Origin of the sequence: Corallococcus sp. AB011P, from assembly GCF_003611605.1 — a bacterium.
GTDB lineage: Bacteria > Myxococcota > Myxococcia > Myxococcales > Myxococcaceae > Corallococcus > Corallococcus coralloides.
Genome location: NZ_RAVX01000006.1, coordinates 357,200 through 378,220 on the forward strand (window position 1 = coordinate 357,200; position 21,021 = coordinate 378,220).

The 21,021-nt window shown below is 69.5% G+C and carries 20 protein-coding genes; 7 read left to right on the forward strand and 13 right to left on the reverse strand.

Annotation, left to right across the window (positions count from 1 at the left end; genetic code table 11):
- Positions 1 to 59 precede the first annotated feature (59 nt).
- The 9 genes from D7X30_RS19630 to thiS all read right to left on the reverse strand — a co-directional run bounded on the left by D7X30_RS19630 (position 60) and on the right by thiS (position 11,513).
- Positions 60 to 2,891 (reverse strand): hypothetical protein, encoded by a 2,832-nt coding sequence (locus D7X30_RS19630; protein WP_120564456.1) that lies wholly within the window; start codon positions 2,889 to 2,891, stop codon positions 60 to 62.
- The gene (locus tag D7X30_RS19635; RefSeq protein WP_120564457.1) at positions 2,888 to 5,896 is read right to left on the reverse strand and encodes a hypothetical protein; all 3,009 of its coding nucleotides are present in this window, start codon (positions 5,894 to 5,896) and stop codon (positions 2,888 to 2,890) included. Before D7X30_RS19635 ends, D7X30_RS19630 begins: the two co-directional genes overlap by 4 nt.
- Before the next feature lie 108 nt (positions 5,897 to 6,004).
- Complete coding sequence (locus tag D7X30_RS19640; RefSeq protein ID WP_120564458.1) at positions 6,005 to 6,304, reverse strand: hypothetical protein; 300 nt, start codon at positions 6,302 to 6,304, stop codon at positions 6,005 to 6,007.
- Between the two features lie 453 nt (positions 6,305 to 6,757).
- Complete coding sequence (locus D7X30_RS19645; protein ID WP_120564459.1) at positions 6,758 to 7,927, reverse strand: DUF4350 domain-containing protein; 1,170 nt, start codon at positions 7,925 to 7,927, stop codon at positions 6,758 to 6,760.
- Positions 7,924 to 8,808, reverse strand: a complete 885-nt coding sequence (locus D7X30_RS19650) for a DUF4129 domain-containing protein (RefSeq protein ID WP_120564460.1) — start codon at positions 8,806 to 8,808, stop codon at positions 7,924 to 7,926. The genes D7X30_RS19645 and D7X30_RS19650 overlap by 4 nt, the downstream gene beginning before the upstream one ends.
- A gap of 6 nt (positions 8,809 to 8,814) precedes the next feature.
- The gene (locus D7X30_RS19655) at positions 8,815 to 9,858 is read right to left on the reverse strand and encodes a hypothetical protein (RefSeq protein ID WP_120564461.1); all 1,044 of its coding nucleotides are present in this window, start codon (positions 9,856 to 9,858) and stop codon (positions 8,815 to 8,817) included.
- A gap of 22 nt (positions 9,859 to 9,880) precedes the next feature.
- Positions 9,881 to 10,495, reverse strand: a complete 615-nt coding sequence (locus D7X30_RS19660; protein WP_120564462.1) for a thiamine phosphate synthase — start codon at positions 10,493 to 10,495, stop codon at positions 9,881 to 9,883.
- Between the two features lie 2 nt (positions 10,496 to 10,497).
- Positions 10,498 to 11,283 carry a thiazole synthase gene (locus D7X30_RS19665; RefSeq protein WP_014395830.1) on the reverse strand — a complete coding sequence of 262 codons (786 nt, stop codon included), beginning with the start codon at positions 11,281 to 11,283 and terminating at the stop codon, positions 10,498 to 10,500.
- A 26-nt stretch (positions 11,284 to 11,309) separates the two neighbouring features.
- Complete coding sequence (thiS, locus tag D7X30_RS19670) at positions 11,310 to 11,513, reverse strand: sulfur carrier protein ThiS (protein WP_120530083.1); 204 nt, start codon at positions 11,511 to 11,513, stop codon at positions 11,310 to 11,312.
- Between the two features lie 324 nt (positions 11,514 to 11,837).
- On the opposite strand from thiS, the gene D7X30_RS19675 reads away from it, so the two are divergent.
- From D7X30_RS19675 to D7X30_RS19690, 4 genes are all read left to right on the forward strand, one after another.
- Positions 11,838 to 12,434, forward strand: a complete 597-nt coding sequence (locus tag D7X30_RS19675) for a hypothetical protein (protein ID WP_120564463.1) — start codon at positions 11,838 to 11,840, stop codon at positions 12,432 to 12,434.
- 219 nt (positions 12,435 to 12,653) lie between these two features.
- Complete coding sequence (locus D7X30_RS19680) at positions 12,654 to 13,787, forward strand: serine/threonine-protein kinase (protein WP_120564464.1); 1,134 nt, start codon at positions 12,654 to 12,656, stop codon at positions 13,785 to 13,787.
- 64 nt (positions 13,788 to 13,851) lie between these two features.
- Positions 13,852 to 14,859 carry a dipeptidase gene (locus D7X30_RS19685; protein ID WP_120564465.1) on the forward strand — a complete coding sequence of 336 codons (1,008 nt, stop codon included), beginning with the start codon at positions 13,852 to 13,854 and terminating at the stop codon, positions 14,857 to 14,859.
- Between the two features lie 36 nt (positions 14,860 to 14,895).
- Positions 14,896 to 15,276: a hypothetical protein gene (locus D7X30_RS19690; protein WP_120564466.1), complete on the forward strand. Its 381-nt coding sequence runs from the start codon at positions 14,896 to 14,898 to the stop codon at positions 15,274 to 15,276.
- Positions 15,277 to 15,279: 3 nt separating this feature from the next.
- Here the strand turns inward: D7X30_RS19690 and D7X30_RS19695 are convergent, their stop codons facing one another.
- The 4 genes from D7X30_RS19695 to D7X30_RS19710 are packed head-to-tail and all read right to left on the reverse strand — an operon-like array spanning position 15,280 to position 17,740.
- Entirely contained in the window at positions 15,280 to 15,639 is a 360-nt protein-coding gene (locus tag D7X30_RS19695) for a carboxymuconolactone decarboxylase family protein (RefSeq protein WP_120564467.1), read from the reverse strand.
- Between the two features lie 30 nt (positions 15,640 to 15,669).
- Complete coding sequence (locus D7X30_RS19700; RefSeq protein WP_120564468.1) at positions 15,670 to 15,939, reverse strand: peroxidase; 270 nt, start codon at positions 15,937 to 15,939, stop codon at positions 15,670 to 15,672.
- Positions 15,940 to 15,977: 38 nt separating this feature from the next.
- Positions 15,978 to 16,763, reverse strand: a complete 786-nt coding sequence (locus D7X30_RS19705) for an alpha/beta fold hydrolase (RefSeq protein ID WP_120564469.1) — start codon at positions 16,761 to 16,763, stop codon at positions 15,978 to 15,980.
- A gap of 35 nt (positions 16,764 to 16,798) precedes the next feature.
- Positions 16,799 to 17,740, reverse strand: coding sequence for a magnesium transporter CorA family protein (locus D7X30_RS19710; protein WP_120564470.1), 942 nt, complete (start codon positions 17,738 to 17,740; stop codon positions 16,799 to 16,801).
- 88 nt (positions 17,741 to 17,828) lie between these two features.
- On the opposite strand from D7X30_RS19710, the gene D7X30_RS19715 reads away from it, so the two are divergent.
- Genes D7X30_RS19715 through D7X30_RS19725 form a run of 3 tightly spaced genes read left to right on the forward strand, consistent with a single transcriptional unit; the run spans position 17,829 to position 21,000 of the window.
- The gene (locus tag D7X30_RS19715) at positions 17,829 to 18,971 is read left to right on the forward strand and encodes a hypothetical protein (RefSeq protein ID WP_120564471.1); all 1,143 of its coding nucleotides are present in this window, start codon (positions 17,829 to 17,831) and stop codon (positions 18,969 to 18,971) included.
- Complete coding sequence (locus D7X30_RS19720; protein ID WP_120564472.1) at positions 18,968 to 19,807, forward strand: HAD-IIB family hydrolase; 840 nt, start codon at positions 18,968 to 18,970, stop codon at positions 19,805 to 19,807. Before D7X30_RS19715 ends, D7X30_RS19720 begins: the two co-directional genes overlap by 4 nt.
- Positions 19,804 to 21,000 carry a class I SAM-dependent rRNA methyltransferase gene (locus D7X30_RS19725; protein ID WP_120564473.1) on the forward strand — a complete coding sequence of 399 codons (1,197 nt, stop codon included), beginning with the start codon at positions 19,804 to 19,806 and terminating at the stop codon, positions 20,998 to 21,000. The genes D7X30_RS19720 and D7X30_RS19725 overlap by 4 nt, the downstream gene beginning before the upstream one ends.
- Positions 21,001 to 21,021: the final 21 nt, after the last annotated feature.

The following is a 21,021-nucleotide window of genomic DNA, read 5'->3' on the forward strand; positions in this document are numbered from 1 at the left end:
GAGCGCCCCGGGCACCGCGCCTTCGTCATTCGCGTCAGGGCAAGGCGTTGGCTTCCTTGTCACGCGGACTGGCAATCACCGCGAACGCGGCGGGCCGAGGGTATCCAGTTGTGCAGGTACTCATTCAGCTTGCACTCCAGCGCCTCCGCGAGCGTGCTTGCCCGGGGCAGCCAGGCCACGGTGAAGCGACCATCGAGGCCCGTGCGCCGGATCTTGTCCAGCCACTCCGTCACGCAGCGCTCCGGGTAGCCCGCCGTCAGCGCTGCCTCGAAGATCAACGCGTACTCGTGCATCAGCCACGTGCTGAAGACGATGGGGTCGTCGGAGCTCACGGCGATGGGCACCGGTGGCACGCTCCCCTGGGGCTCGGGTGGGTGGAGGCGCAGAATCGGGTGGTTGCGCAAATCCATCATGTCCCCGATCAACAGGTTGCTGGAGGGGTTCACCTCCACGACCACCTGCCGCATGCTCACGGCGCGCCGCAGCGCGTTCTGCACCGCATAGAGGGCCGCCAGTTCCGAGTCGTCCAGGGTGATGTCCACCGGCTGCTGCCCGCGCTGGAAGACCTGCTCATCCTCGCGGTAGGCGCGCAACAGCCGGCGCACCAGCGGGAGGTTGCGCACCTCCTCGTCGTTGAGCCGGTCCACGGCGTGGTTGAAGCCGTCCAGGGTGCCTTCCGCCACATGCGCCTCTGGATGGCACATGAGCCGGTGCAGCACGTGGTGCGTCTCGGCGAGCACCGGGGGCTCATAGTCGTGGCGACATCCAAAGACGTTGGCAGCCAGCTCGCGGATGGCGTTCTCCACCTGCTCGGGTCGTCCCGGGGGCGCCTCCGCTCGGAGGTCAGGGGGAATGCGGTAGCTGCTGTACAGTCGCCACTCGAAAACGAGGTCCCACAGTCGCTCCTCGGCTGTCATCATCACCGACCCTGTGGACTCCGCCCACAGCCGCGGCTCGATGCCCAGCGCCGTGGCGTGCCCCAGGCGACTGCCGGAGGCGACCATCAGGTACTGCAGACACTCGAAGATGCGGCGCAGGCCCTCCATGAGATGGCGGAAGTCCTCGCCCACGTGGGCCGTGAGCCGCAGGGGCGGCGGATGCTGGGCGTGGTGCATGGCCGCGGGCGTTGTCGCCGCCACGTTCGCCTCCCAGTGGATGTGGTGGTAGATGGGCACCAGCACCCAGGTGGGCACGCCGAGTTCCACGGAGGCCACATCCAGGCCGCGCAGCAGCCATAGCACCAACGGCACGTCGCGCAGCAGTTTCACCAGCGCGCGGGCCTTCACCACCTGCTTGTCGAAGTAGTCCGCGTAGCGGCCCCCCATGCGGATTCCTTCGCGGGGGTGGGGCTCGGCGAACGTCTGCCGGTGGCCCGCGGGCGGCGCTCCGCTTGCCCAGCGGTTGTCCGGGTCGCGCTCCTTGACGAAGTGGATGATGACACCGAACTCGGGCTCATGCTGACCGGGGCTGGGGTCCCTGGAGTGTCCAATCACCTGCCGCCAGGAATGGGTGAGCGACAGCAGGTCCCTGGCCAGCTCGAAGGGCGTGTCCCGAGGCGTGATGCGTGCCTCCAGGGCGCGAAGGGGACGACCCCGGCCCGCCACCTGGAAGGACATCTCGGAGCGCACGTCCCGCAGCGGATCGCGTGCCCAACCCAGCCTGTCGTTGAAGCGAACGAACCACTGCAGTCCCGCCGTCATGGGCCGCTGCACCACGGTGCGGTAGTAGATGCAGCGCACCCTCAGTGCCTGCCAGAAGATCCGTGGGAAGAGGAGGTCCTCCCTGTCCTCCCGAGGCTCCTTCTCACGCGCATCAAGGTAGTTCAGGCCGTGGCGCATCAGCCACCGCTCCCCGCCGTTGGGATCATCCAGATTCAGTCGCACGGCGATGGGATCGCAGAGCTGCCACACCTCCCGCAGCGTCTGAGGCCGCTGATCGGGCAGGGTGCTGCCCACGGGGTGGAGTGCCATGTACAGGCCATGCAAGGCATGGAACCTGGGGAGCTGCTCCGAATCGCCACGAGCGAGGGCCTGGAGCGTCCGTGCCAGGATGTAGAGCAGGTTGCCGGGCCAGCCCCGAGACCCGGTCCGCGCATCCAGGAATTTTTGGAGTGTCTTGAAGCGGCAGCCGGTGTGACGGCTGAGCATGTACTCGGCGAGCACGCAGCGGGCGATGGCCGCGGCCAACAACCAGCGCAGCAGCAGCTTGCCGTCCTTGACTGGCAGGGCGGGGCTCTCCGCCGCTGTCTCCTGGAGCATGGGGTCCGCCAGCTTCGCCAGCAGCGAGGCCCAGAGGAGGGGGAAGTCCATGCTCGCGCCGATGTGCTGGTGGATCTCCGCCACCCCGGCGTCCTCCAGGGACTGCATCAACGGAGGGGATTCCAGGCGCACCTCGATAGGAGGCGGCTCCTCCGGAATGGCGGCCAGCAGCAGATCCTCCGGGAGCGCGAAGGTGAGCCAGCGGTAGTGGCTGGACGCATCGAAGGCGTTGGCGTCGCTGCGCCATTCGAGCCAGGTGATGCCGGGGCGGGACTTGAGGAAGCCACGGGCCAGGTTGGTCAGGTACAGCCGCATGGAGACGTGCCGCTGCGTGGACACCCGCCGGCGTCCGGGTTCGTCGCCAAACCAGAAGAAGTCACGCGCGAGCACGAGCCGGTCCAGGGACCAGCCGCTCGCGTGTTCCGACAGCGTGTGCTCGCACTCCCGCCACAACTTCAGGGTCCGGTTGGGCTGGCGCTCGCCCTTGTCCAGGTTGGGGTTGAGATGCACCATCGCGCTCTCGAAGGCCGTCATGCTGACGAGGGGGAAGCTGGCGACCTCCGCCCGCACGTAGGCCTCGACGACGCGCCGGGGCATCAGGGGGATGCCGGGCGTGGAACCGGCGGCCCTCATGGCTTTCCCCTGACGAGGCCGGCGTGCGCGCGCGTCATCACTTCCCAGTCCGTGCACGCCTTCAACCACCACCTGCGCAGGGCGAGGCGTCCCTGTGTGTCGCCACTGAACTCCGCCTCGAGTGCCTGGACATCCTGGGAATCGCGCAGCGTCTCGCGAATCAACATGGAGCGGAGGCTGTCGATGAAGGGCCAGCTGTTCCGCCAGTGGTTCTTCCAGAGCTCGGTACTGGCGAGCTTCTCTCGCAGGCGCAGGTGCTCCAGGCAGAACGGCGGGAGGAACTCGGGGTGCAGCATCAAGGGAACGTCCTGGTCAAGCCAGGTCAGCGCCATCCGACGCCTGCCGTAGGAGGCCGCGCCCCGGGAGTCTCGGTAGAGCTTGTCGAGTCCGTCCTTGACGTAGTCCAGATAGCTCGTGACCTCCTCCTCCCTGAAATCATACGGCCTGTCCTTTGGGGCCTCGTCTCTGAGGGGCATCACCCTGCCGAGAGGCTGTTCGCCCTTCTTGTTGCGCACCTCCCAGTTCCACCCGCCTCGCCCGGTTCCCGCCACCGACCGGATGTTGTCGAGCCACGCGGCCAGCACGAACACGAAGCGGAAGGCCGCAAAGCGCTGGCGGTCGGAGACGTCTTCTTCCTCGGGAGTGAAGAGAAAGCGGGTGCGGTACAGGAACGCCTTCCACTGTGTGGCGAAGATGGAGAAGTCGATAAAGGTGTCCCACCTGGGTGGAATCCACCAGAAGCCAAGCCGGGTCACGCCAAGGCTCGGGAGCTTCGCCGTGTGCAAGGTCACTGCCATCGCGGGAGTGGTGCCCAGCGACGTTTCGTCGCCGTTGAGCACTCGCCGATCGTTGCAGAGCACGAGCAGGTCGTGCAGCACCATGTACCAGCCGGCGACCTGCGCTGGCAGGGGTACATTGCGCCCGGGGCTGGCCGCGTCGTGCAGCTCGAGGATGTCGTCCTTCAGGTACCGCAGGTGCAGCTCGCTGCGCAGCAATTGCGCTTCGGACTCCGACGCCTGGGCGGTCCCTCCTGGTGAAGGCTTCTCCAAATCGTTCCAATCCGGGAACCACTCCAGCATGTCGGACAGCGTGGTGACCTTCTTCCGGCGCACGGGATTGCCGGTGAGGTCGAGGATGATGCGGTCCTCGTCATCGGAGCGAAGGATTCGGTTGTGCAACTGCTCGGTGGCCCAGGCTGGCAGCTCGCTCTCGTCAATGGCGGAGCGGAGCATGGTCGCCGCCAGCTTGATGGACAGCTCCGAGCAGAAGAGGCAGTGCTGCTCATTGTGCTTGTGGGCGTGCTGCTCTTTCTGCTGGACGCGAAGTCGGGCGGCCTGCCAGAGGTCCAGTGCTCCGCGCGCCGAAAGATTGAGGGCGAGCCGGCCCGCATGGGTGAAGACGGGGTTCTTGCGGTGCGCACGCGGCGTGGGCGCTCCCATTTGAGACTGCAGGCGCACGACGACCTCCACCAGCTCCTCACTCACGGGCCCCCTTGCGTCGCTCAGTTGCCGCTGGATGTCGAAGAGGAACGTGCCGCCCACATCCACCGGCAGAACGGACGCGCCCTCCGCGTTCTGGGCACTCTCCGCGGCGCCAGCTGCCTTCATCGCCACCTTTCGTTCGTCCGTCTCTTCCGCCTCCGCCCCTGTGTCCTGGGTTGCGTCTGGCGCAGGGGCCTCGCCGTGCTCCTCCGCCAGGAATTTGCGGTAGGTCTTCAGGAGCTCGGCGCCCTCGTTGTCGCGCCCCTGGAGCTGCTTTTCGATGTCGAAGAGATCCGCGAGGCTCCTCAACCCATCCTCCTGCCCGGCCTTTCCCGGAAGCGGGAGCGCCTCGAGGAAGGTCCAGAGCGGTTCGTGCTCTGCCTGGGTCGTCAGGAGGCGGGGAGCGACCGTGAAGCGCCACACCTCTTCGGGGGGGACCGGCTCGATCTTGATTTGATGCGCGGACGGCAGCACCCGGTGCATGGCGGCGGCGGCCTGGCGCCGTGCGATAGAGAGCGCATCCTCCTCGCCTCGCAGGTCCATCGGGAGATGGGAGAAGTCGGTGAGTTCCTTAAGGAAGGTTCGCTCCAGGAAGAGCTGGAACTCCTGCCGTCCCGCGGCGAGGACGAACCACAGCCGTTGGTTGGCCACCATCCGTATCAACTTGATGATGGAGGCGAGGTGCTGCGTGCTGCGATCCACGTTGTCGATGGGCAGCACCAGCAGGAGCTTCTTCTTCGTTGTGTGCCCGAACCTCCGCGCGGCCATCAACTTGGAGACGCTCTCCATGGCAGAGAAGAAGTCGTCTCGGAAGGTGGTGTAGATTTCGGCGGACTTGACATCCTGGGACGCGCCCTGGAGCGCATCCTGGGCGCGGCGATCCGCCCACATGAAGGTCGCGTCCTGGATGAGCTTGTCGATCTTGCCGTACGGGTCATGGAGGCCCTCCTCAAGCAGCGAGGGTGCGGCCCATCGGTCCTTCCGGTGGTGGTCCCGGTCAATGGCCTCACGCGCGCATACCAGCAGCGTGGCCAGCAGATTGGCCGCTCCCCCATTGGGCAGCGGCTCAACGTCGAGGGGCGGCAGCCAGACGAGGCTCTCCTGGAGCTCTTCGAGCTTTTGGCAGATGACGCGCAGCGGTTGCGGCATCGGCTCATCTCTGCGTGAGCCGAAGCCGAGGAACGCCCGCGGATCGCGCAGGGCCTGGTCGAGCGTCAGCAGGATGGTGGTCTTCCCGTAGCCCCGGTCGCCGGCAACGAGGACGCTCGTGGCGAGCTGATCCTTGACCCGCTTCTCATCGCAGGAAGACTCGTCGTTCGAACGAGAGGACTCTTCCTTGCCCTCATGCTTCCCGACGGCGGTGTGCAGCCAGTTGATGAGTTCTTCGGTGGCGAACCGGGTCACCGGCAGCAGGTCATCCCATCCGAGCGCGGTGGCTTCCGGACGGGGGCCGAACTCCGCCCCCGAACGCGCGATGAGCTCCGGGTTCGTGGCGGGTGGTTTTCGTGGAAGTGTCGGTGCCATTGCTGCTCCCCCTTCAAAGGCTTGCGCACAGCGCGCTTCCTGTGAAGTGAGGAGCCGTGTTTGAGGTGTGAATGGACTGGAGCCGGAGCGGAAGTCGGCCTGTCTGCCTCAGGTCGTTTCCCCGGTCTTGCCAAACCGGACCGACCAGACGCGGAAGTCCGACCCGACGAAGCAGAGCACGAGCACGCCCATGACCCAGCGCAGGCTGTGAGCGGGGTCGAGCCACAGCACCACCGCCAGGGCGACCGCGAGATTCCAACCCAGGCTGGAGAGATTCCACAGATAGAGGGAGAGCTGGCTTTCCTCCCGCTTGTATGGGGCCTTGCTCCCGTCCCTCGTCTCCGCTGGTGGCTTCGGAGGCTCATGGAGAAAGAGCCACGACACCAGCGCACCGTAGAAGTGGGTCACCCAATCCCTCTTTGGCCTATGGGGCTCGCGCTTCCGGTCCATCCAATGGCCCAGGCAGGGTCGCTGAACGCGCTGTCCTGTGTGCCTTGGCCCTGGGCCTCAAGGAGCGCGGAGGCTTTGACCTGGTTCCCGAGCGACTATGGCGCGAGCGTGGAATGAAGCTGATTGCCCCGCATCGCCGAGGGCGTAAGACGAAGCCCCTGGATGGGCATGAGCTGCGCTCCACCTCGCCTGCATCCTCATCCTCTTGAGGCAATTCTGAGACCGGCTCTATTTCTGAACAGGGACCCAACCGCTGGCATGGGCTACCAGCGCGTTGTCCTTGAGGGGGCGGCAACGTTTGCTTGCAGCGCAGGAATGGTTGAGGCAATGCCGCCTCGGCGTGGCGACTCCTGAACGCATGTCTGATTTCGCAAAGCCGTCAATGCATCGTCAGTGAAAGCATGCTCGCCCTCAGGCGCGGCCCGTCACGTGGCGCTCCAGCAGGGCGTAGCGGCGGGCGAGGCGGGTGTAATCGGCGGGGCGGATGGGAGTGCGCTCCCGCGTGCGCAGGAGGTCTTCTTTCGCGTCCAGGTAGTCGCGCGCGGGCACGCCGCAGGTCTCTTCCAAGAGGCGCGCGGCCTCCACGTCTGGCAGGGACGGGGCGATGCCCAGGCGCTCGTGCATCAGGCGTCGCAGGCCGGTGTCGAGCTCCGGCAGCAGCTCCGCCTCCACCTTCGCGCGGCGCATGAGCCAGCCCAGGGAGCGCACGTACTCGCGCGACGAGCGGTGCCGCTCCACGCGCACGGGCCGGGGTGCGCCGAAGCGCGTGCCTCGGGAGACGACGTAGACGAGCCCCACGGCGAGGCTCTGCGCGATGAAGACCCAGAGGCCCTGGGACAGGGGCGGGCGGGTGATGACGGCGTGGTGGAACTCGTCGAAGCGCAGGGGGCCGCGCGCGGCGAGCACATCCCAGAGGCGCAGGTTGTCGAGCAGCTCCAGGCGCCGGTTCTCCGCGAGGTCCGGGCCCGCGGCGACGTAGACCTCGCCCTGGCCCAGGCCCCAGCGCCACAGCACGCCCGCGCCGCCCAGGCCCGCCAACGGCACCGCGTCCTCGTGTTCCACCCGCAGGCTCCGGTCCCGGGCCACGCGCAGGAGCGACAGGTCGCGCAGCACGCCCGCGGGCAGCCACACGTCCACGGTGACGCCAGCGGGATCCACCCACTCGGAGGCAAGGCCCTGGTGGTTCGTGCCGGGCAGCGGGCCGGAGACGATGTGCAGCCAGTCCTCCATGCCCGGCTGGTGTTCGCCCAGCGCATGCGGAGACAGGTACACCAGCGTGCCGCCGTCCCGGACGAAGCGCTCCAGCGCGGCGACTTCTTCCTTCGTCACGGGCTGGGCTTGCGGCGCGGCGATGACCAGCGTGCGCGTGCCGGCGGGAATCGAGTCCAGGGACGACGTCTGCGCGCTGACGTCCCGTCCGCGTTCCTGCAAGTAGACGAAGAGGGCCTTGAGTCCCAGTGGGCCCGGGTTCGTGATGGACGGCACGGGGGAATCCGGCGGGGCCTCGTGCGAGGCAAGGCCCACCGCCAGCGCCACGGCGATCATCAAGCCCAGGACGACCGCGACGCGCGTGTTCCTCACGGCCGGACCTCCGCGAGCGAGCCGTGCAGCTGCTCCACGGACTCCACGAAGCGAGTGGCCTCTTCGCGCGACACCGGCTCCAGCGAATAGAAGGCCCGGTCGTACCAGCCGACCAGCCGCTCCACTTCACCGGTCACGCGCGCGGGGGCGCCTCGCGTGGGCAGCTCCGCGGCGAGCTCGCGGTTCGTCTTCACGCGGTCCGGCCGCGCCAGCTTGCGCTGCTCCAGCGTGGACAGCAGGCCCAGCAAACCCTCGCGAATGGCCTCGCGCGCGTCCTCCGTCTCCAGCGCGGTGCGCGCCCGGCCCAGGTGTTCTCCGGGCGTGTCCAGCTCCAGGGGCGCGGCTTCGCCCTCCGCTCCTGGCGCGGTGACGGTCTTCTTGCCGCGTCTCCAGCGCACGCGCAGCACGCCGAACAACACCACCGCCAGCGCCACGCCCAGCATCACCGCGCGCGTGGCCACCGCGAAGCCCTGCGCGCCCCGGGATTCGAAGAGGCCCTCCAGCCAGTTCTGGAGCTCGCGCAGGAGGCGCGTCAGCAGGTCGCTGTTGCGCTGCCGGGCTCTCGCGAACTCCGGCCGGTCGAGGATGGCGCGCAGCCGCTCCGGTTCGCTCGTTACGCCGGGCGACACGGCCGGCTCCGCGTCCAGGGCGCACACGGCCTCCAGGTACACGGTGAGCTGCGTGGCGCGCTCGGGCGCCGTCTGTCCGGAGGTTCCGGGCGGCAGGGGCACGCCGTCCAGCGCCTCCACCAGCCGGTTCACCTCCGCGTTGAACGCATCCGGCCGCGAGCGCGCCGTGTCCTCGAGCCGGCGCGACACGGCCTCCCGGTCAGCGCACGGGGGCAGGGCGGTCAGCAGGAGGAGCAGGGGCAGGGCGGGCACGGGTTGTCAGGGGGACGGCGTCGCCGGCTCCGCGGTCGCGATCCGCCGCTCCAGGTCCAGGCCCTCGCGGCGCACGCGCATGTCCACGTAGAAGAACGCGGACACCACGAAGCTCAGCGGCGTGAAGAAGGACTGCCCCACCACCTGCAACAGCTCCGCGGGGACGAGCAGCGCCTGCGGAATGGCCGCCTGGGCCGCCGGATCAAACAGGTTGCCACCATAGGCGAGCCGGACGATCCACGCGGGCAGCCCCGACACCAGGCTCACCGCGATGAGGATTCCGCCCACCACGGTGGACAGCACCATGGCCCGCACCGTGCCCCGGCCCATGAAGCCCGGCTCGACGCGGCCCTTCAGCAGGGCGCCGGAGCGCTTGAAGGCCGCCCACGCACCCACGTCCTCCATGGCCAGCACCGGCGGCAGGAGCATGAATCGCAGGAAGTACCAGAGCACCGCCGCCAGCGCGCCCAGGCCCAGCACGATGGCGCCAATGATGATCAACGCGATGCTCAGCGCCGTTCCTCCGCCAGTGCCCTTGCCGGTGACGGCCGCGACCACGCCCAGCCCCATGACGAGCGAGCCGGGCAGGCACAAGAGGAGCGTCACCCCCGCGGCCCACACGATGGACAGCAGATAGGTCGCGGTCAGGGTGCCCAGGCGCGACACGGCCCGCCGCAGACCTTCCGAGGGCCGCACCGGTTCACCCAGCCGCGCGGGAATCACGTACCGGGCCGCCGCCGTGGTGGCCACCCAGAAGTTCCACACGAGGAACACGTACAGCACGAGCATCAGCCCCAGCATGATGCCGGACTGGGTCAAGGCCTGCGTGGGCTCCGCGCCCGAGGGAGCCTTGCCCAGCCCGGGCAGCACGCCCACCGTGCGCGTCATCGCGACGGTGAACGCCTTGACCGCGATGTAGTTGAGCAGGTCGAACCCCAGGACCAGCACGAACAGGGGCTTCAGGTGCGCGCGCCAGAACGTCGCCGCACGGTCGATGATTTCTCCGATGGCGAGGGGGCGCAGCTCAACGGAGGTCGGGGAGGGCGTCACGGCCGCGCAGCATAGCGCCGCCTCAGTCGCGCGGGGGCCGGCATGCGTCCAGCAGCGCGCCGGCCGCCGCGCGCGGATCCTCCGCCTCCAGCACGGCGGAGATGACCGCGACACCCCAGGCCCCCGGCACCTCCCGAGCCCGCTCCGGCGTCATCCCCCCCAGCGCCAGGGCAGGGCAGGGCAGCCGCTCCGCGAGCCCCCTGAATCCATGAGGCCCCAGCGTGTCGCGCGTATCCCCCGGCTTGGACCCCGGAGCGAACACGGGGCTCACCAGCGCCAGGTCCGCGCCCACCGCGCCTTCCGCCTCACGCGCGTCATGCACCGCCACGCTCACCCACCGGTCCGCGGGCAGGAACGGGCGCACGTCGCGGGGCGAAGGGCCGGACGCGGGCAGATGCAGGTGCGCGCCCACGAGCAGCGCGACATCCAGCCGGCCGTTCACGAACAGCGTCCGGCCCCGGCACACCTCCGCCAGGAGCCGAGCCTCCTCCAGGAACAGCCGCCCGGAAGACTCCGGGTGACGGTGCTGCACGGCGACGTCCGGCCCCGCCTCCAGCGCCCGCTCCAGCGCGGTCAACAACCGCGCCCGGGGCAGCCGCCAGTCCGTGATGACCACGAGGCGGGGCAGGGCGGGCACCGCTACTCCACGAGCCCTTCGATGGGGCTGGACGCGGAGCCGTACGCCTTGCGCGGGATGCGGCCCGCCAGGTACGCGTCGCGGCCGGCCTCCACCGCCTTCTTCATGGCCACGGCCATGCGCACCGGATCCTTCGCGCCCGCGATGGCGGTGTTCATGAGCAGCGCGTCCACGCCCAGCTCCATCGCGATGGCCGCGTCGGACGCCGTGCCCACGCCCGCGTCCACGATGACCGGCACCTTCACCACCTCGCGGATGAGCCGCAGGTTGTGCGGGTTGCGGATGCCCAGCCCGCTGCCGATGGGCGCCGCCAGCGGCATCACCGCCGCGCAGCCCGCGTCCTCCAGCTTGCGCGCGGTGATGGGGTCGTCGCTGGTGTACGGGAGCACCGTGAAGCCTTCCTTCACCAGGATGCGCGCGGCCTTCACCGTCTCCTCGACGTCCGGGTAGAGCGTCTTCTCGTCGCCAAGCACTTCCAGCTTCACCCACTTGCTCATGCCCAGCTCTTCCGCCAGCCGGCACGTGCGCACCGCGTCCTCGGCCGTGTAGCAGAGCGCCGTGTTGGGCAGGAGGCGCATCTTGTTGCGGTCGATCCAGTTCATCAGCGACGCCTCGCCCGTCGCCTTCAGGTCCAACCGCCGCACCGCCACCGTGACGAGCTCCGCGCCCGACGCTTCGTGGCACTGCTTCATCACCTCGTGGCTGGGGTACTTCCCCGTGCCGACGATGAGCCGCGAGGTGAACGTCACCCCCGCCAGCGTGAAAGGCTTGTCCGCGATGCCGCTCATGACCGTCTCCTCTCCAGGGCCTGCGCTCACCCGCCACCCACGAAGGTGACGATCTCCACCCGGTCCCCGTCCTGGAGCCGGTGCTCGGGGTGACGGGCGCGGCGCACCACCTCCGCGTTCACCTCCACCGCCACCCCCGGGCCGCTGCCCAGCTCCAACAGCGCCAGCAGGGACGAAAGGGTGCTGCCCTCCGGCAGCGTCCGCGCTTCTCCGTTGACCCACACGTTCACGGCCTCACGGCTCCTTCCGGCCCCCTTCAGACGGGACCCGCCGGTGCCAGTACAAGGGCGGTTCTGCCCTGTCAACGCACAGCCTCCCCCACGCAACAGACCTGCTTCAGCGCACGGGAACGGATTTTTCGCGCTCGTTTGCGTTTTGTTCCGCTTCCCCAGCAGGCGGGCGGCCAGGGCCTCCCTCGTGCGCGGGCCGCCCCTGCTCATGCCGCTACGCGTTGCCAAGCGCTGTGCAGGTACGGGGGGAGCGACCAGTTTCTGCCCAACGCCGGGGAACAAATCACCGGCACTCAAGAACACACTCACAGGGGGCGGTCACACATGCGGAAGCTCATGATTGCGGTGACGGCGGTCGCGGGTCTGACGATGGTCACCGGCTGCAAGAGGGATGATGTCCAGGCCCAGCGCGAGGATGTCGCCGAGGCCCGTCAGGAAGCGGCGCAGGAGAAGGCGGAGGCGCGTCAGGACGAGAGCCAGGAGCTGGCGGCGACGCAGCAGGACGCCAACGAGGACATCGCGGAGGCCCGTCAGGACGCGAACGACAAGATCGCCAGCGCCAACGAGGACGTGCGCGACGAGGAGCAGGACCTGGCCGAGGCCCAGGCCAACCGGAACGAGGACCTGGCCGAGGGCGGCTCCGGCATGGCCGGCACCACCAGCGCCGCGGCGGCGACCACCGTCAACGGCCGCGTGCTGTCCAAGTCCGGTGACACGCTGACGCTGGTGGACAGCACCAACAAGGAACTGAAGATCAAGACCAACGACAAGACCGCGGTGATGGACAACGGCAGCCGCGCGGTGAAGCTGGACGACATCAAGGAAGGCTCGCAGGTGCGCGCCTCCTACGTGATGGACGGCAAGGACATGGTCGCTCGCGACGTGACCCTGGTGGCGCCCATCAAGAAGATGGACAAGTAATCCCCGCGCCTCACGCGCACCTGTCCTTCACGGACTGGGGAAATACTTGAAGGCGGCGGCTCCCACCCTCGCGGTGGGGGCCGTTTCCTTTTTAGTCGGGGAGATGCCCGGTGGGGTCGGATGGGGATGTCTGACCCGGGTGGTAGGACGCGGGCGTGAGGAGTTCCTCATGCCTTCCCACCCCCGGGAAGCGCCTCTTCGTCAGGAGCGTCACCCACGATGGCCACCCATCCCCCCGCTTCCTCCGCGTCCCGGCCCTTCATCCTCTTCACCACCGGGGCCACGTCCTATGAGCTGGTGCGCTACCTGGGGTCGCGCGCCGGAGGGGAGCTGCTGCTCGCCCGCCGGCACTACGCGCGCACGCCGGGCGGACTGGTGCTCATCAAGCGCCTGCGCGACGTGACGGATGACGTGGCGCGGGCGCGGCTGCGGGAAGAGGTGAAGCTGCTCATGCGGCTGTCCCACCCGGCCATCGCGCCGGTGTACCTGGTGCGGGTGCATGACGGCGCGCCCCACCTGGTGACGGAGTACGTGGACGGGCCGTGCCTGGAGACTCTGTCCAGCTTCGCGGCGCTGCGGCGGCGGCCCTTCTCGGAGGCGTTCGCCGCGTACGTGGGCGCGGAGGTGGCGGACGCGCTCCACCACGCCCATGCGCTGGAGGACGCGCGCGGCCTGCCCGTGGGCGTGGTCCACCGCGACATCAGTCCCCGCTCCCTGCGCGTGGACGTGCACGGGCGGGTGCGGCTGTCGGACTTCGCGCTCGCGTGGTCGCGGATGCCCGGGCGCGTGGTGACGGAGCCGGGGCTCGTGCGCGGGGACGTGGCCTATGCCTCGCCAGAGGCGCTGGAGGGCCTGCCGCTGGATGGCCGCGCGGACCTGTTCTCCCTGGGGATGGTGCTGCTGGAGCTGCTCACCGGACTGCACCTGCTGGACCTGGACGACGTGGAGCGCGCCGCGCAGCAGGCCCAGCCCGTGCCCGGAACGCGCGGGCTGTGCGCGGAGACGCCCAGCTGGCTCCCCGCGCCGCTGATGGCCGCGCGCATGGCGTGCCTGACGCCCGCGCACGTGGAGCAGGCCACGCGGGGGCTGTCTCCGGGCATGCGGGCGGTGCTCCAGCGGGTGCTCCAGCGCGACCGCGACCTGCGCTTCCAGACGGGCGCGGAGCTGCGGGACGCGCTCCGGGGCCTGCTGAACGCGGAGGGGCGGCCCTATGGTCCCCCTGAAGCGCTGCGCGAAGTGGCTGAGGTGCGCACGGACGCGCTCGTGGACCCGGCCGGGGCGGCGGAAGCGGGGCTTCCGCTGGAGGACGACCTCTGGGACGGCTGCGATGACGACGGCGCGGAGTGGACGTGAGGCGTGACAGCGGGAGGTCCCGGGGCGCTTGTCATCGCGGGAGGCCGTGACGAAGACTGCTGGCATGGGTGACGTGAAGGAGCTGCACCGCCAGTGGTGCATCGCGGATGGACACGCGGATTCACTGATGTGGAACCGCGACCTGTGCGAACGGTCGACGGAGGGACACGTGGACTTCCCCCGCCTGCGCGAGGCGGGGGTGAAGCTGCAGTGCTTCACGCTGGTGACCCGGGGCTTCCCGTTCATTGGCGGCTTCCCGCTGTTCGCCGCGTGGCGCAAGTGGCCCCGCGAGGCGCGCGGCAGCGAGTGGACGCGCGCGCTCTGGCAGATTGAAAGGCTGGATGCCTTCTGCGCCCGCTCCGGGGACACCGTGCGCGTCGCCACCACGGGGGCGGGGCTGGAGGACAACCTCGCGCACGGGCGGCTGTCGGCGGTGCTGGGCGTGGAGGGTGGCCACGCGATTGAAGGTCAGGTGGAGAGGCTGGCGGAGCTGCACCGGCGCGGGGTGCGCTTCATGGGGCTCACGCACCTGTCCAACAACGACCTGGGCGGTTCGTCGTTTCCCATGATGGGCAACCGGGGACTGACGCCGCTGGGGAACCAGGTGATGGAGGAGATGGCCCGCCTGGGGATGAGCGTGGACGTGGCGCACGCCTCCGAACAGACGCTCACGGACCTCTTCGCGCACCCCACGGTGCGCTACTTCTGCTCGCACACCGGCGTGCGCGCGGCGGGCGGCGGCTGGCGCAACCTGTCCGACGCGGCCCTGCGCACCATCGCCCAGCGCGGTGGCGTGGTGGGCATCATCCTGGCGCCGGTGTACCTGGGCGGCGACACGTGGGACGACGTGGTCCGCCACGTGGAGCACGCCGTGGACGTCATGGGGGAGGAGGGCGTGGGCGTGGGCAGCGACTACGACGGCATGGTGGCGCTGCCCCGGGGCATGCGGGACGTGACGGATCTGCCCCGCCTCACGGAGGCACTGCTCAAACGACACCCGGAGTCCTGGGTGGAACGTGTGATGGGTGGCAACTTCCGGCGTTACTTTCGCGAGACGCTCGGCGGCGGTTGACAGCGAAAAACCTGTCGAAAAGAGTCGCCGGCACCCATGAACCGTCTCCCCCTCGCGCTCTTGTCCCTCGTCGGTTTCTTCCTTCTTTCCGGCTGTGGCGGGCCGGGTTCGGGCGACTCGTGTGACGGCGGCGACTACGTGTGCCAGGACGACGCGCAGGCCCTGGAGTGCCGCAACGGCACCTGGCGCCCGCTCGCGTGCCGGGGGCCGCTGGGCTGCCGGGAGCTGGCGGACAGCGTCCGGTGCGACACGTCCCTCAACCAGGAGAACGACGGGTGCGCCATGGACGCGGAGGACAAGGGCGTTTGCAGCCCGAACGGCGCCGCGCTCCTCACGTGCAAGCAGGGCGTGCTGGTGAAGACGGCGGATTGCTCGTCGTGCGCCGTGCAGGACTCGCAGGTCGTCTGCCAGCCGTGAGCCTCAGCGCTCCGGTTCCCCTCCGGACCTGGGCGGGGAACCGGGAGGTGGCGCGGGCAGGTATCCGCCCGCGGCCATGCGCTTCGCGGACCGTTCGTACATGGCCGGTGAGAGGCCCTGGACGCCGGTGCCGTCAATCCACCGGTTGTAGAAGTTGAAGAGGGCGCAGACGGAGACCGCGTCGTAGACGGCCTCGTCCGACCAGCCGGCCGCCCTCAGGCGCTCCACGTCCTCGCGGCGCACGTCTCCGGGCGCGTCGTTGAGTTGGTCCACGAAGGCGAACAGCGCCTTCTCGGCCTCCGGGATGGGGGCCGTCTTCACGTCGTCCAGCACCGCCTGGACGTGCTCCTTGCTGCCCAGCAATTCCGCCGCGACCGCGGCGTGAGAGCCCGTTCAAAATACGCAGGCGTTGCGCCGCGACGTGTACGCGGCGATGAGCTCCCGCAGTCCTGCCGACAGCGGGGACGGGCCGCGCATCACCTCGTGGGTGAAGGCGGACAGCGCGTCCGTCATGCGCGGCTTGAACGCGAACAGGTGCCAGATGCCCGGCGGTGTCATGCCCCCGGCCCGCGCCATGGCGATCATCTTCCCGTAGTGCCCGTCGGACTCGTGCGACTCGACGTCGGGCAGGTACATGTTGTCCGGAGCGGGGGACTTCATCATCGCGCACTTCCCTGGCTAAAGGACGGGGACGCCGCCCATCAGGCCAGCGACGCGAGGAAGCTGTCCAGCACCGAGTTGAACGCCTCTGGCTGTTCCTGGTTGGGCAGGTGCGCCGCGCTGGGGATGACCTCCAGCCGCGCGCCCTGCACCAGGTCCGCCATCTGCTTCGCCTTCGCCAGCGGCGTCACGGTGTCGTGCTCGCCCACCACGACCAGCGCGGGCCCCGCGTAGCGCGCGAGCAGATCCTTGCTGTCCAGCCGCAGCGCCATGCCCCGCTGCGCGGCGGCGATGGACTCCGGCGACACGGACAGCCCCAGCTTCGTCACCTCGCGGCCCACCGGTGAACCCGGCCCCGCGTGGACCAGCTTGGGCACCAGCCCTTGGACGACGGACGCCGTGCCTTCCTTCAGTGCCTGCTGCGCGGTGGCCTCGCGCTTGTCCTTCCCGGCGGCGTCGTCCGCGGTGCACTGCGTGTCCGAAAGCACCAGTCCGCGCACCCGGCCCGGGTCCTCGCGCAGGAGCGCCAGGGCCGCGTAGCCGCCCATGGACACGCCGCCCACCACCGCCGTGTCGATGTTCAGCGCGTCCAGCAGCGCGAGCGCGTCCTGCGCCAGCTTGCGCATCTCCGTGGGGCCTTCACCCAGCCGGCTCTGTCCGAAGCCGCGCAGGTCCGGCACGAGGAAGCGGTAGCGCCCGGACAGCGCGGCCACCTGTTGGTCGAACGCGGAGCCATCCATCGGGAAGGCGTGCATGAGCAGCACCGGCAACCCCTGGCCCACGTCCCGGTAGTGCAGCGGAATCCCATCCACGGCGACTGTCAGCATGCGTGCCTCCTCGCGGCCCGTCGCAGGGGGCGGCGTCAGATCCACTTCTTGTACTTGAACCAGCCGACGAGCCCCAGGGGGAAGCCCACCATGGTCACCCACATGGCGGCGTACCAGAGCGGTCCCGTCAACTGTTCGAAGTTCTGCCCGAAGAAGCCCACGATGAAGGACAGGGGCAGGAAGAGGGTGGCGAAGATGGTGAGCTGCTTGCTGATGTCGTTGGTGCGCTGGGCCACCACGGACAGGTAGCCGTCCATCACGTTGCCCACGACGTCGCGGCTGGCGTCGATCTGCTCGTAGAGCCGCACCAGGTGGTCGTAGACGTCGCGGAAGTACAGCGTCGTCTTCTCCTGAATCTGCGGGATGCCCCGGCGCGACAGCATGCCCACCACGTCCCGCTGTGGAGACAGCACGCGGCGCAGCGTCACCAGCGCGCGCTTGAGCTGGAAGATGCGCTGCAGGTGCTCCGGATCCGGCTCCGCGAAGATGGCGTCCTCCAGGTCGTCCAGCCGGTCGCTGAAGTCGTCCATGATGGGGAACTGCGCGTCCACGAGCGCGTCCGCGAGCAGGTAGAGGATGACGTCCACGCCCCGGCCCAGGGTGCCCGAGGGGTCGTCCTTCACGCGGCGCAGGACGGCGTCATGGCTGGGCAGGCGCAGCGCGTGCACGCTGATGAGCCAGTCCTGCGCGAGGAAGAAGTGATGCTCGTGCAGCGTGAGCTCCGTGACGTCCGGACCGCAGCTGAAGCCCTGCAACACGATGAACTGGTGGTGTGGGTATTCCTCCAGCTTGGGCCGCTGGTCCAGGTGCAGGCAGTCCTCCACGGCCAGCCGGTGAAGCTGGAAGCGCTCGGCCAGGCGGCCCAGCACCTCCGCGTTCGGCTCCAGGACGTCGATCCACTTGGGCCCCGGCCGGTCGAGCAGTTCCTCGCCCCCCGAGACAGCCCTGCCGTCTTCCCACAGACAGACCTGGATCATTTCCGTGGACTCCCCGGCCCACCCCTCGGGCCCGGGACGCTTGCTAGAACTCCCCGGACGCGATGTCGAGCGGTAGAGTGGGGTCAACGTGTCCGCTGCCGCCGAGAATCCACCGCCGGCCTCCCTGACCCCGAGGCTCGAACAAATCCTCCAGTCGCTGCCCGACCGCGCCTTCTCCGCGCGGCTTCGAGCGGTGTATCTCGCCGCGGCCCAGGCCATCTCCCGGCTGAGCGACCTGGACCTGGTGAAGTATGAGACGCCCGTCGTCGACGCCAGCCCCGACCTGTCGCTGTGGGAGGAGATGGCGCCCGTCATCCGCGACACGGTGATGGACGTCAACGCGCTGCTCAACGTCATCCGGGAGCAGTTCCCCGGTACGCCGCAGCCGGCCGCGTCCCGCAAGGGCCCCGCGGACGTGCCCGCCATACTCCAGGAGGGCATGGCCAGTCTGGCCCAGAGCATCACCCAGCTGGGTGAAGCCATGCGCAACCCGTCCGTGGTGAGCGACCGCTGGCAGCTGTTGGCGGAAATCCAACGTTTCCGGTCCGACTACCGCGAACAGATGAGCCAGCTCGTCTTCGAGTCCGCGAGCACCTTCGGCGAGGTGTCGCGCGCCCAGGTGGTGCCCGGCTACGAGGCGGAGGTGAAGGCGGCCGTCACGGTGCGCGCCATCACGTCCGACCTGTCGCGCATCGTCACGGCGCGGCTCAACAAGGTGCGCGACGCGAAGCCGGAGGAGGTGCTGTGGAACGCGCAGCAGCTCCAGACGGAGCTGGACGCCTTTGGCCGCACCGCCGCGTACCGGAACCTGCGCGCGCAGGACAAGCGCCACATCGTGGAGGCCCGCGCGGAGATTGGCGCGCTCGCGCTCGAGTCCTCCCCCGAGCAGGGACGGCTGCTGGCGGTGACGGAAGGGCTGGAGGAGCTGGTGCGGAGCCTGTCCGCGGTGAACCAGCGCCAGCTGCTCATCCTCCACGACCGCGAGGTGTGGGCCGCGTGCGGCGTGCGCCTGGAGCGCGCGCTGGCCCAGTCCACGAAGGATCCGGTCGCGTCCGCGAAGGCGCTGGCGGAGGCCGCGGCCAGCGCGCAGTCGCTCTACGGTCGGGACCCCACCATGGACGCGTTCCTGCGCAAGGCGCGCAAGCTGAAGCTCGCCACGCTCACGGGCCCGGAGCTGCTCTCCACCATCGAGTCCTTCCAGTCCCAGCTCGCGCAACTGGACGTGATGTGACGACAGTGAATGTGAAGGCCGTGGAGCCGCGCCCCCTGCGGCAGGCGGACCTGTCCGGCGTGCAGGGCGTCTTCACCGACGTGGATGGCACGCTGACGACGGGCCACAAGCTGCGCAGCCAGACGGTGCGCTCCCTGGAGCAGCTGGCCGCGTCCGGCCTGCGCGTGGTGCTGGTGAGCGGCCGTCCGGCGGGGTGGGGCGAGGCGTGGGCCCGCCAGCTCCCCGTGGACGGCGTCGTCGTGGAGAACGGCGGGCTGTTCTTCCTCAAGGGGGCCAGGGGGAAGCTGCGCAAGGTGTACCTGGAGCCGCCCGCCCAGCGCGTGGCGAACCGCCAGCGCCTGGAGAAGGAGGTCGAGCGAGTGCTCGCCCAGGTGCCCGGTGCCCGCCTGTCCGTGGACAGCCGCTACACGGAAGTGGACCTGGCGGTGGACTACAACGAGGAGGCCCGGCTGGGCGACGAAGGGGCCTCCCGCATCGAGTCGCTGCTGCGGGCCCGGGGCGTGACGGCGGTGCGTTCGTCCGTCCACGTCAACTGCTGGCTGGGCCGCTTCGACAAGCTCTCCGCGTCGCACCGCTTCGCCAGGGTGGCGTGGGGCGAGAAGCTGGACCCCGCGGACGGCCGGTACGTGTACGCGGGGGATTCTTTCAACGACGCTCCGATGTTCCAGGCGTTCAAGCTGGGCGTGGGCGTGGCCAACGTGCGCGCGGTGCTGGATCGCATCGACGCGCCGCCGGCCTTCATCACCCGGGCGCCCGAGGGGCGGGGCTTCGAGGAGCTGGCTCGCGCCCTCCTCGCCCGCCGCCGGACGGCCCGCAGTCGAGGAGTTTCAACGTGAATGTCGTGAAGCTGGAGCTGGCCCGAGGCCTGGGGCGTCACCTGCGTGCGGGGCACCCGTGGGTGTTCCGCAAGGCCCTGGAGCACATGCCGCGGATTCCGGCCGGCAGTGTGGTGGACCTGACGGAGAACGGGAAGTTCGTCGCGCGCGGGTACTACGATCCGCACTCGGCCATCGCGGTGCGCGTGCTCACGCGGGACTCGCGCGAGACGGTGGATTCGCGCTTCATCACCCAGCGCGTGCAGCGGGCCCTGGCCGCGCGCACGGCGCTCATCGACCTGAAGGACACGGACAGCTACCGCCTCATCCACGGCGAGGGCGACGGCCTGCCCGGCGTGGTGGTGGACCTGTACGCGGGCTGGGCGGTGATGAAGCTGTACTCCGCGGGCCTCACCCCGTATCGCCCCCTCATCGTGGAGGCGCTGAAGGCGGGCGTCCCGGGGCTGAAGGGCATCCTCGGCCGCGACGAGGTGGGGCGCGACGACGTGGAGGAGGACGACGGTCGCGGCAGCGGGAAGATGCTGTGGGGCGAGGAGGCCCCGGAGCTCATCCCCATCCGCGAGCGCGGCGCCACCTTCCTGGTGGACGCGTGGAAGGGACAGAAGACGGGCTTCTTCCTGGATCAGCGTGAGAACCGCTACCTCATCCGCCGGCTGGGGCAGGGGAGGGACGTGCTCAACTGCTTCAGCTTCAGCGGCGGCTTCTCCGTGAACGCGGCGCTGGGCGGGGCCAACAGCGTCTTCTCCGTGGATCAGGACCCGGAGGCCATCGCCCTGGCGCGGGAGAACTTCACGCGCAACGGGCTGCCGGCGGCGAAGCACGACTTCCTCGCGGCGGACGTGTTCGCGCTCATCCAGTCGTTCAAGGAGGAGGGCCGCACGTTCGACCTCATCATCCTGGACCCGCCCGCCTTCGCGAAGAGCCAGCGCGCGGTGGAGGCGGCCGTGGACGGCTACGCGTCCCTCAACCGGCAGGCCCTGGCGCTCCTGCGTCCCGGCGGCCTGCTGGCCACGGCGTCGTGCTCCGCGCGCGTGACAGGGGACATGTTCATGGGCGCCGTGCGCGAAGCGGGCTTCAAGGCCGGCGTGGACCTGGCGCTGGTGGAGGAGCGCTACCAGCCGCCGGACCACCCCGTGCGCCTGCAGTTCCCTGAAGGGAAGTACCTCAAGTTCTACGTGATGCAGTCGGTGTAGCGGCTTTGCCCGGCCCGGGGC

Coding starts and splice junctions, on each gene's coding strand:
- D7X30_RS19635 (WP_120564457.1), bottom strand. CDS start 5,896: ATGGCACCGACACTTCCACGAAAACCACCCGCCACGAACCCGGAGCTC.
- D7X30_RS19665 (WP_014395830.1), bottom strand. CDS start 11,283: ATGAGCGGCATCGCGGACAAGCCTTTCACGCTGGCGGGGGTGACGTTC.
- D7X30_RS19630 (WP_120564456.1), bottom strand. CDS start 2,891: ATGAGGGCCGCCGGTTCCACGCCCGGCATCCCCCTGATGCCCCGGCGC.
- D7X30_RS19680 (WP_120564464.1), top strand. CDS start 12,654: ATGGCCACCCATCCCCCCGCTTCCTCCGCGTCCCGGCCCTTCATCCTC.
- D7X30_RS19710 (WP_120564470.1), bottom strand. CDS start 17,740: ATGATCCAGGTCTGTCTGTGGGAAGACGGCAGGGCTGTCTCGGGGGGC.
- D7X30_RS19685 (WP_120564465.1), top strand. CDS start 13,852: ATGGGTGACGTGAAGGAGCTGCACCGCCAGTGGTGCATCGCGGATGGA.
- D7X30_RS19705 (WP_120564469.1), bottom strand. CDS start 16,763: ATGCTGACAGTCGCCGTGGATGGGATTCCGCTGCACTACCGGGACGTG.
- D7X30_RS19690 (WP_120564466.1), top strand. CDS start 14,896: ATGAACCGTCTCCCCCTCGCGCTCTTGTCCCTCGTCGGTTTCTTCCTT.
- D7X30_RS19675 (WP_120564463.1), top strand. CDS start 11,838: ATGCGGAAGCTCATGATTGCGGTGACGGCGGTCGCGGGTCTGACGATG.
- D7X30_RS19700 (WP_120564468.1), bottom strand. CDS start 15,939: ATGATGAAGTCCCCCGCTCCGGACAACATGTACCTGCCCGACGTCGAG.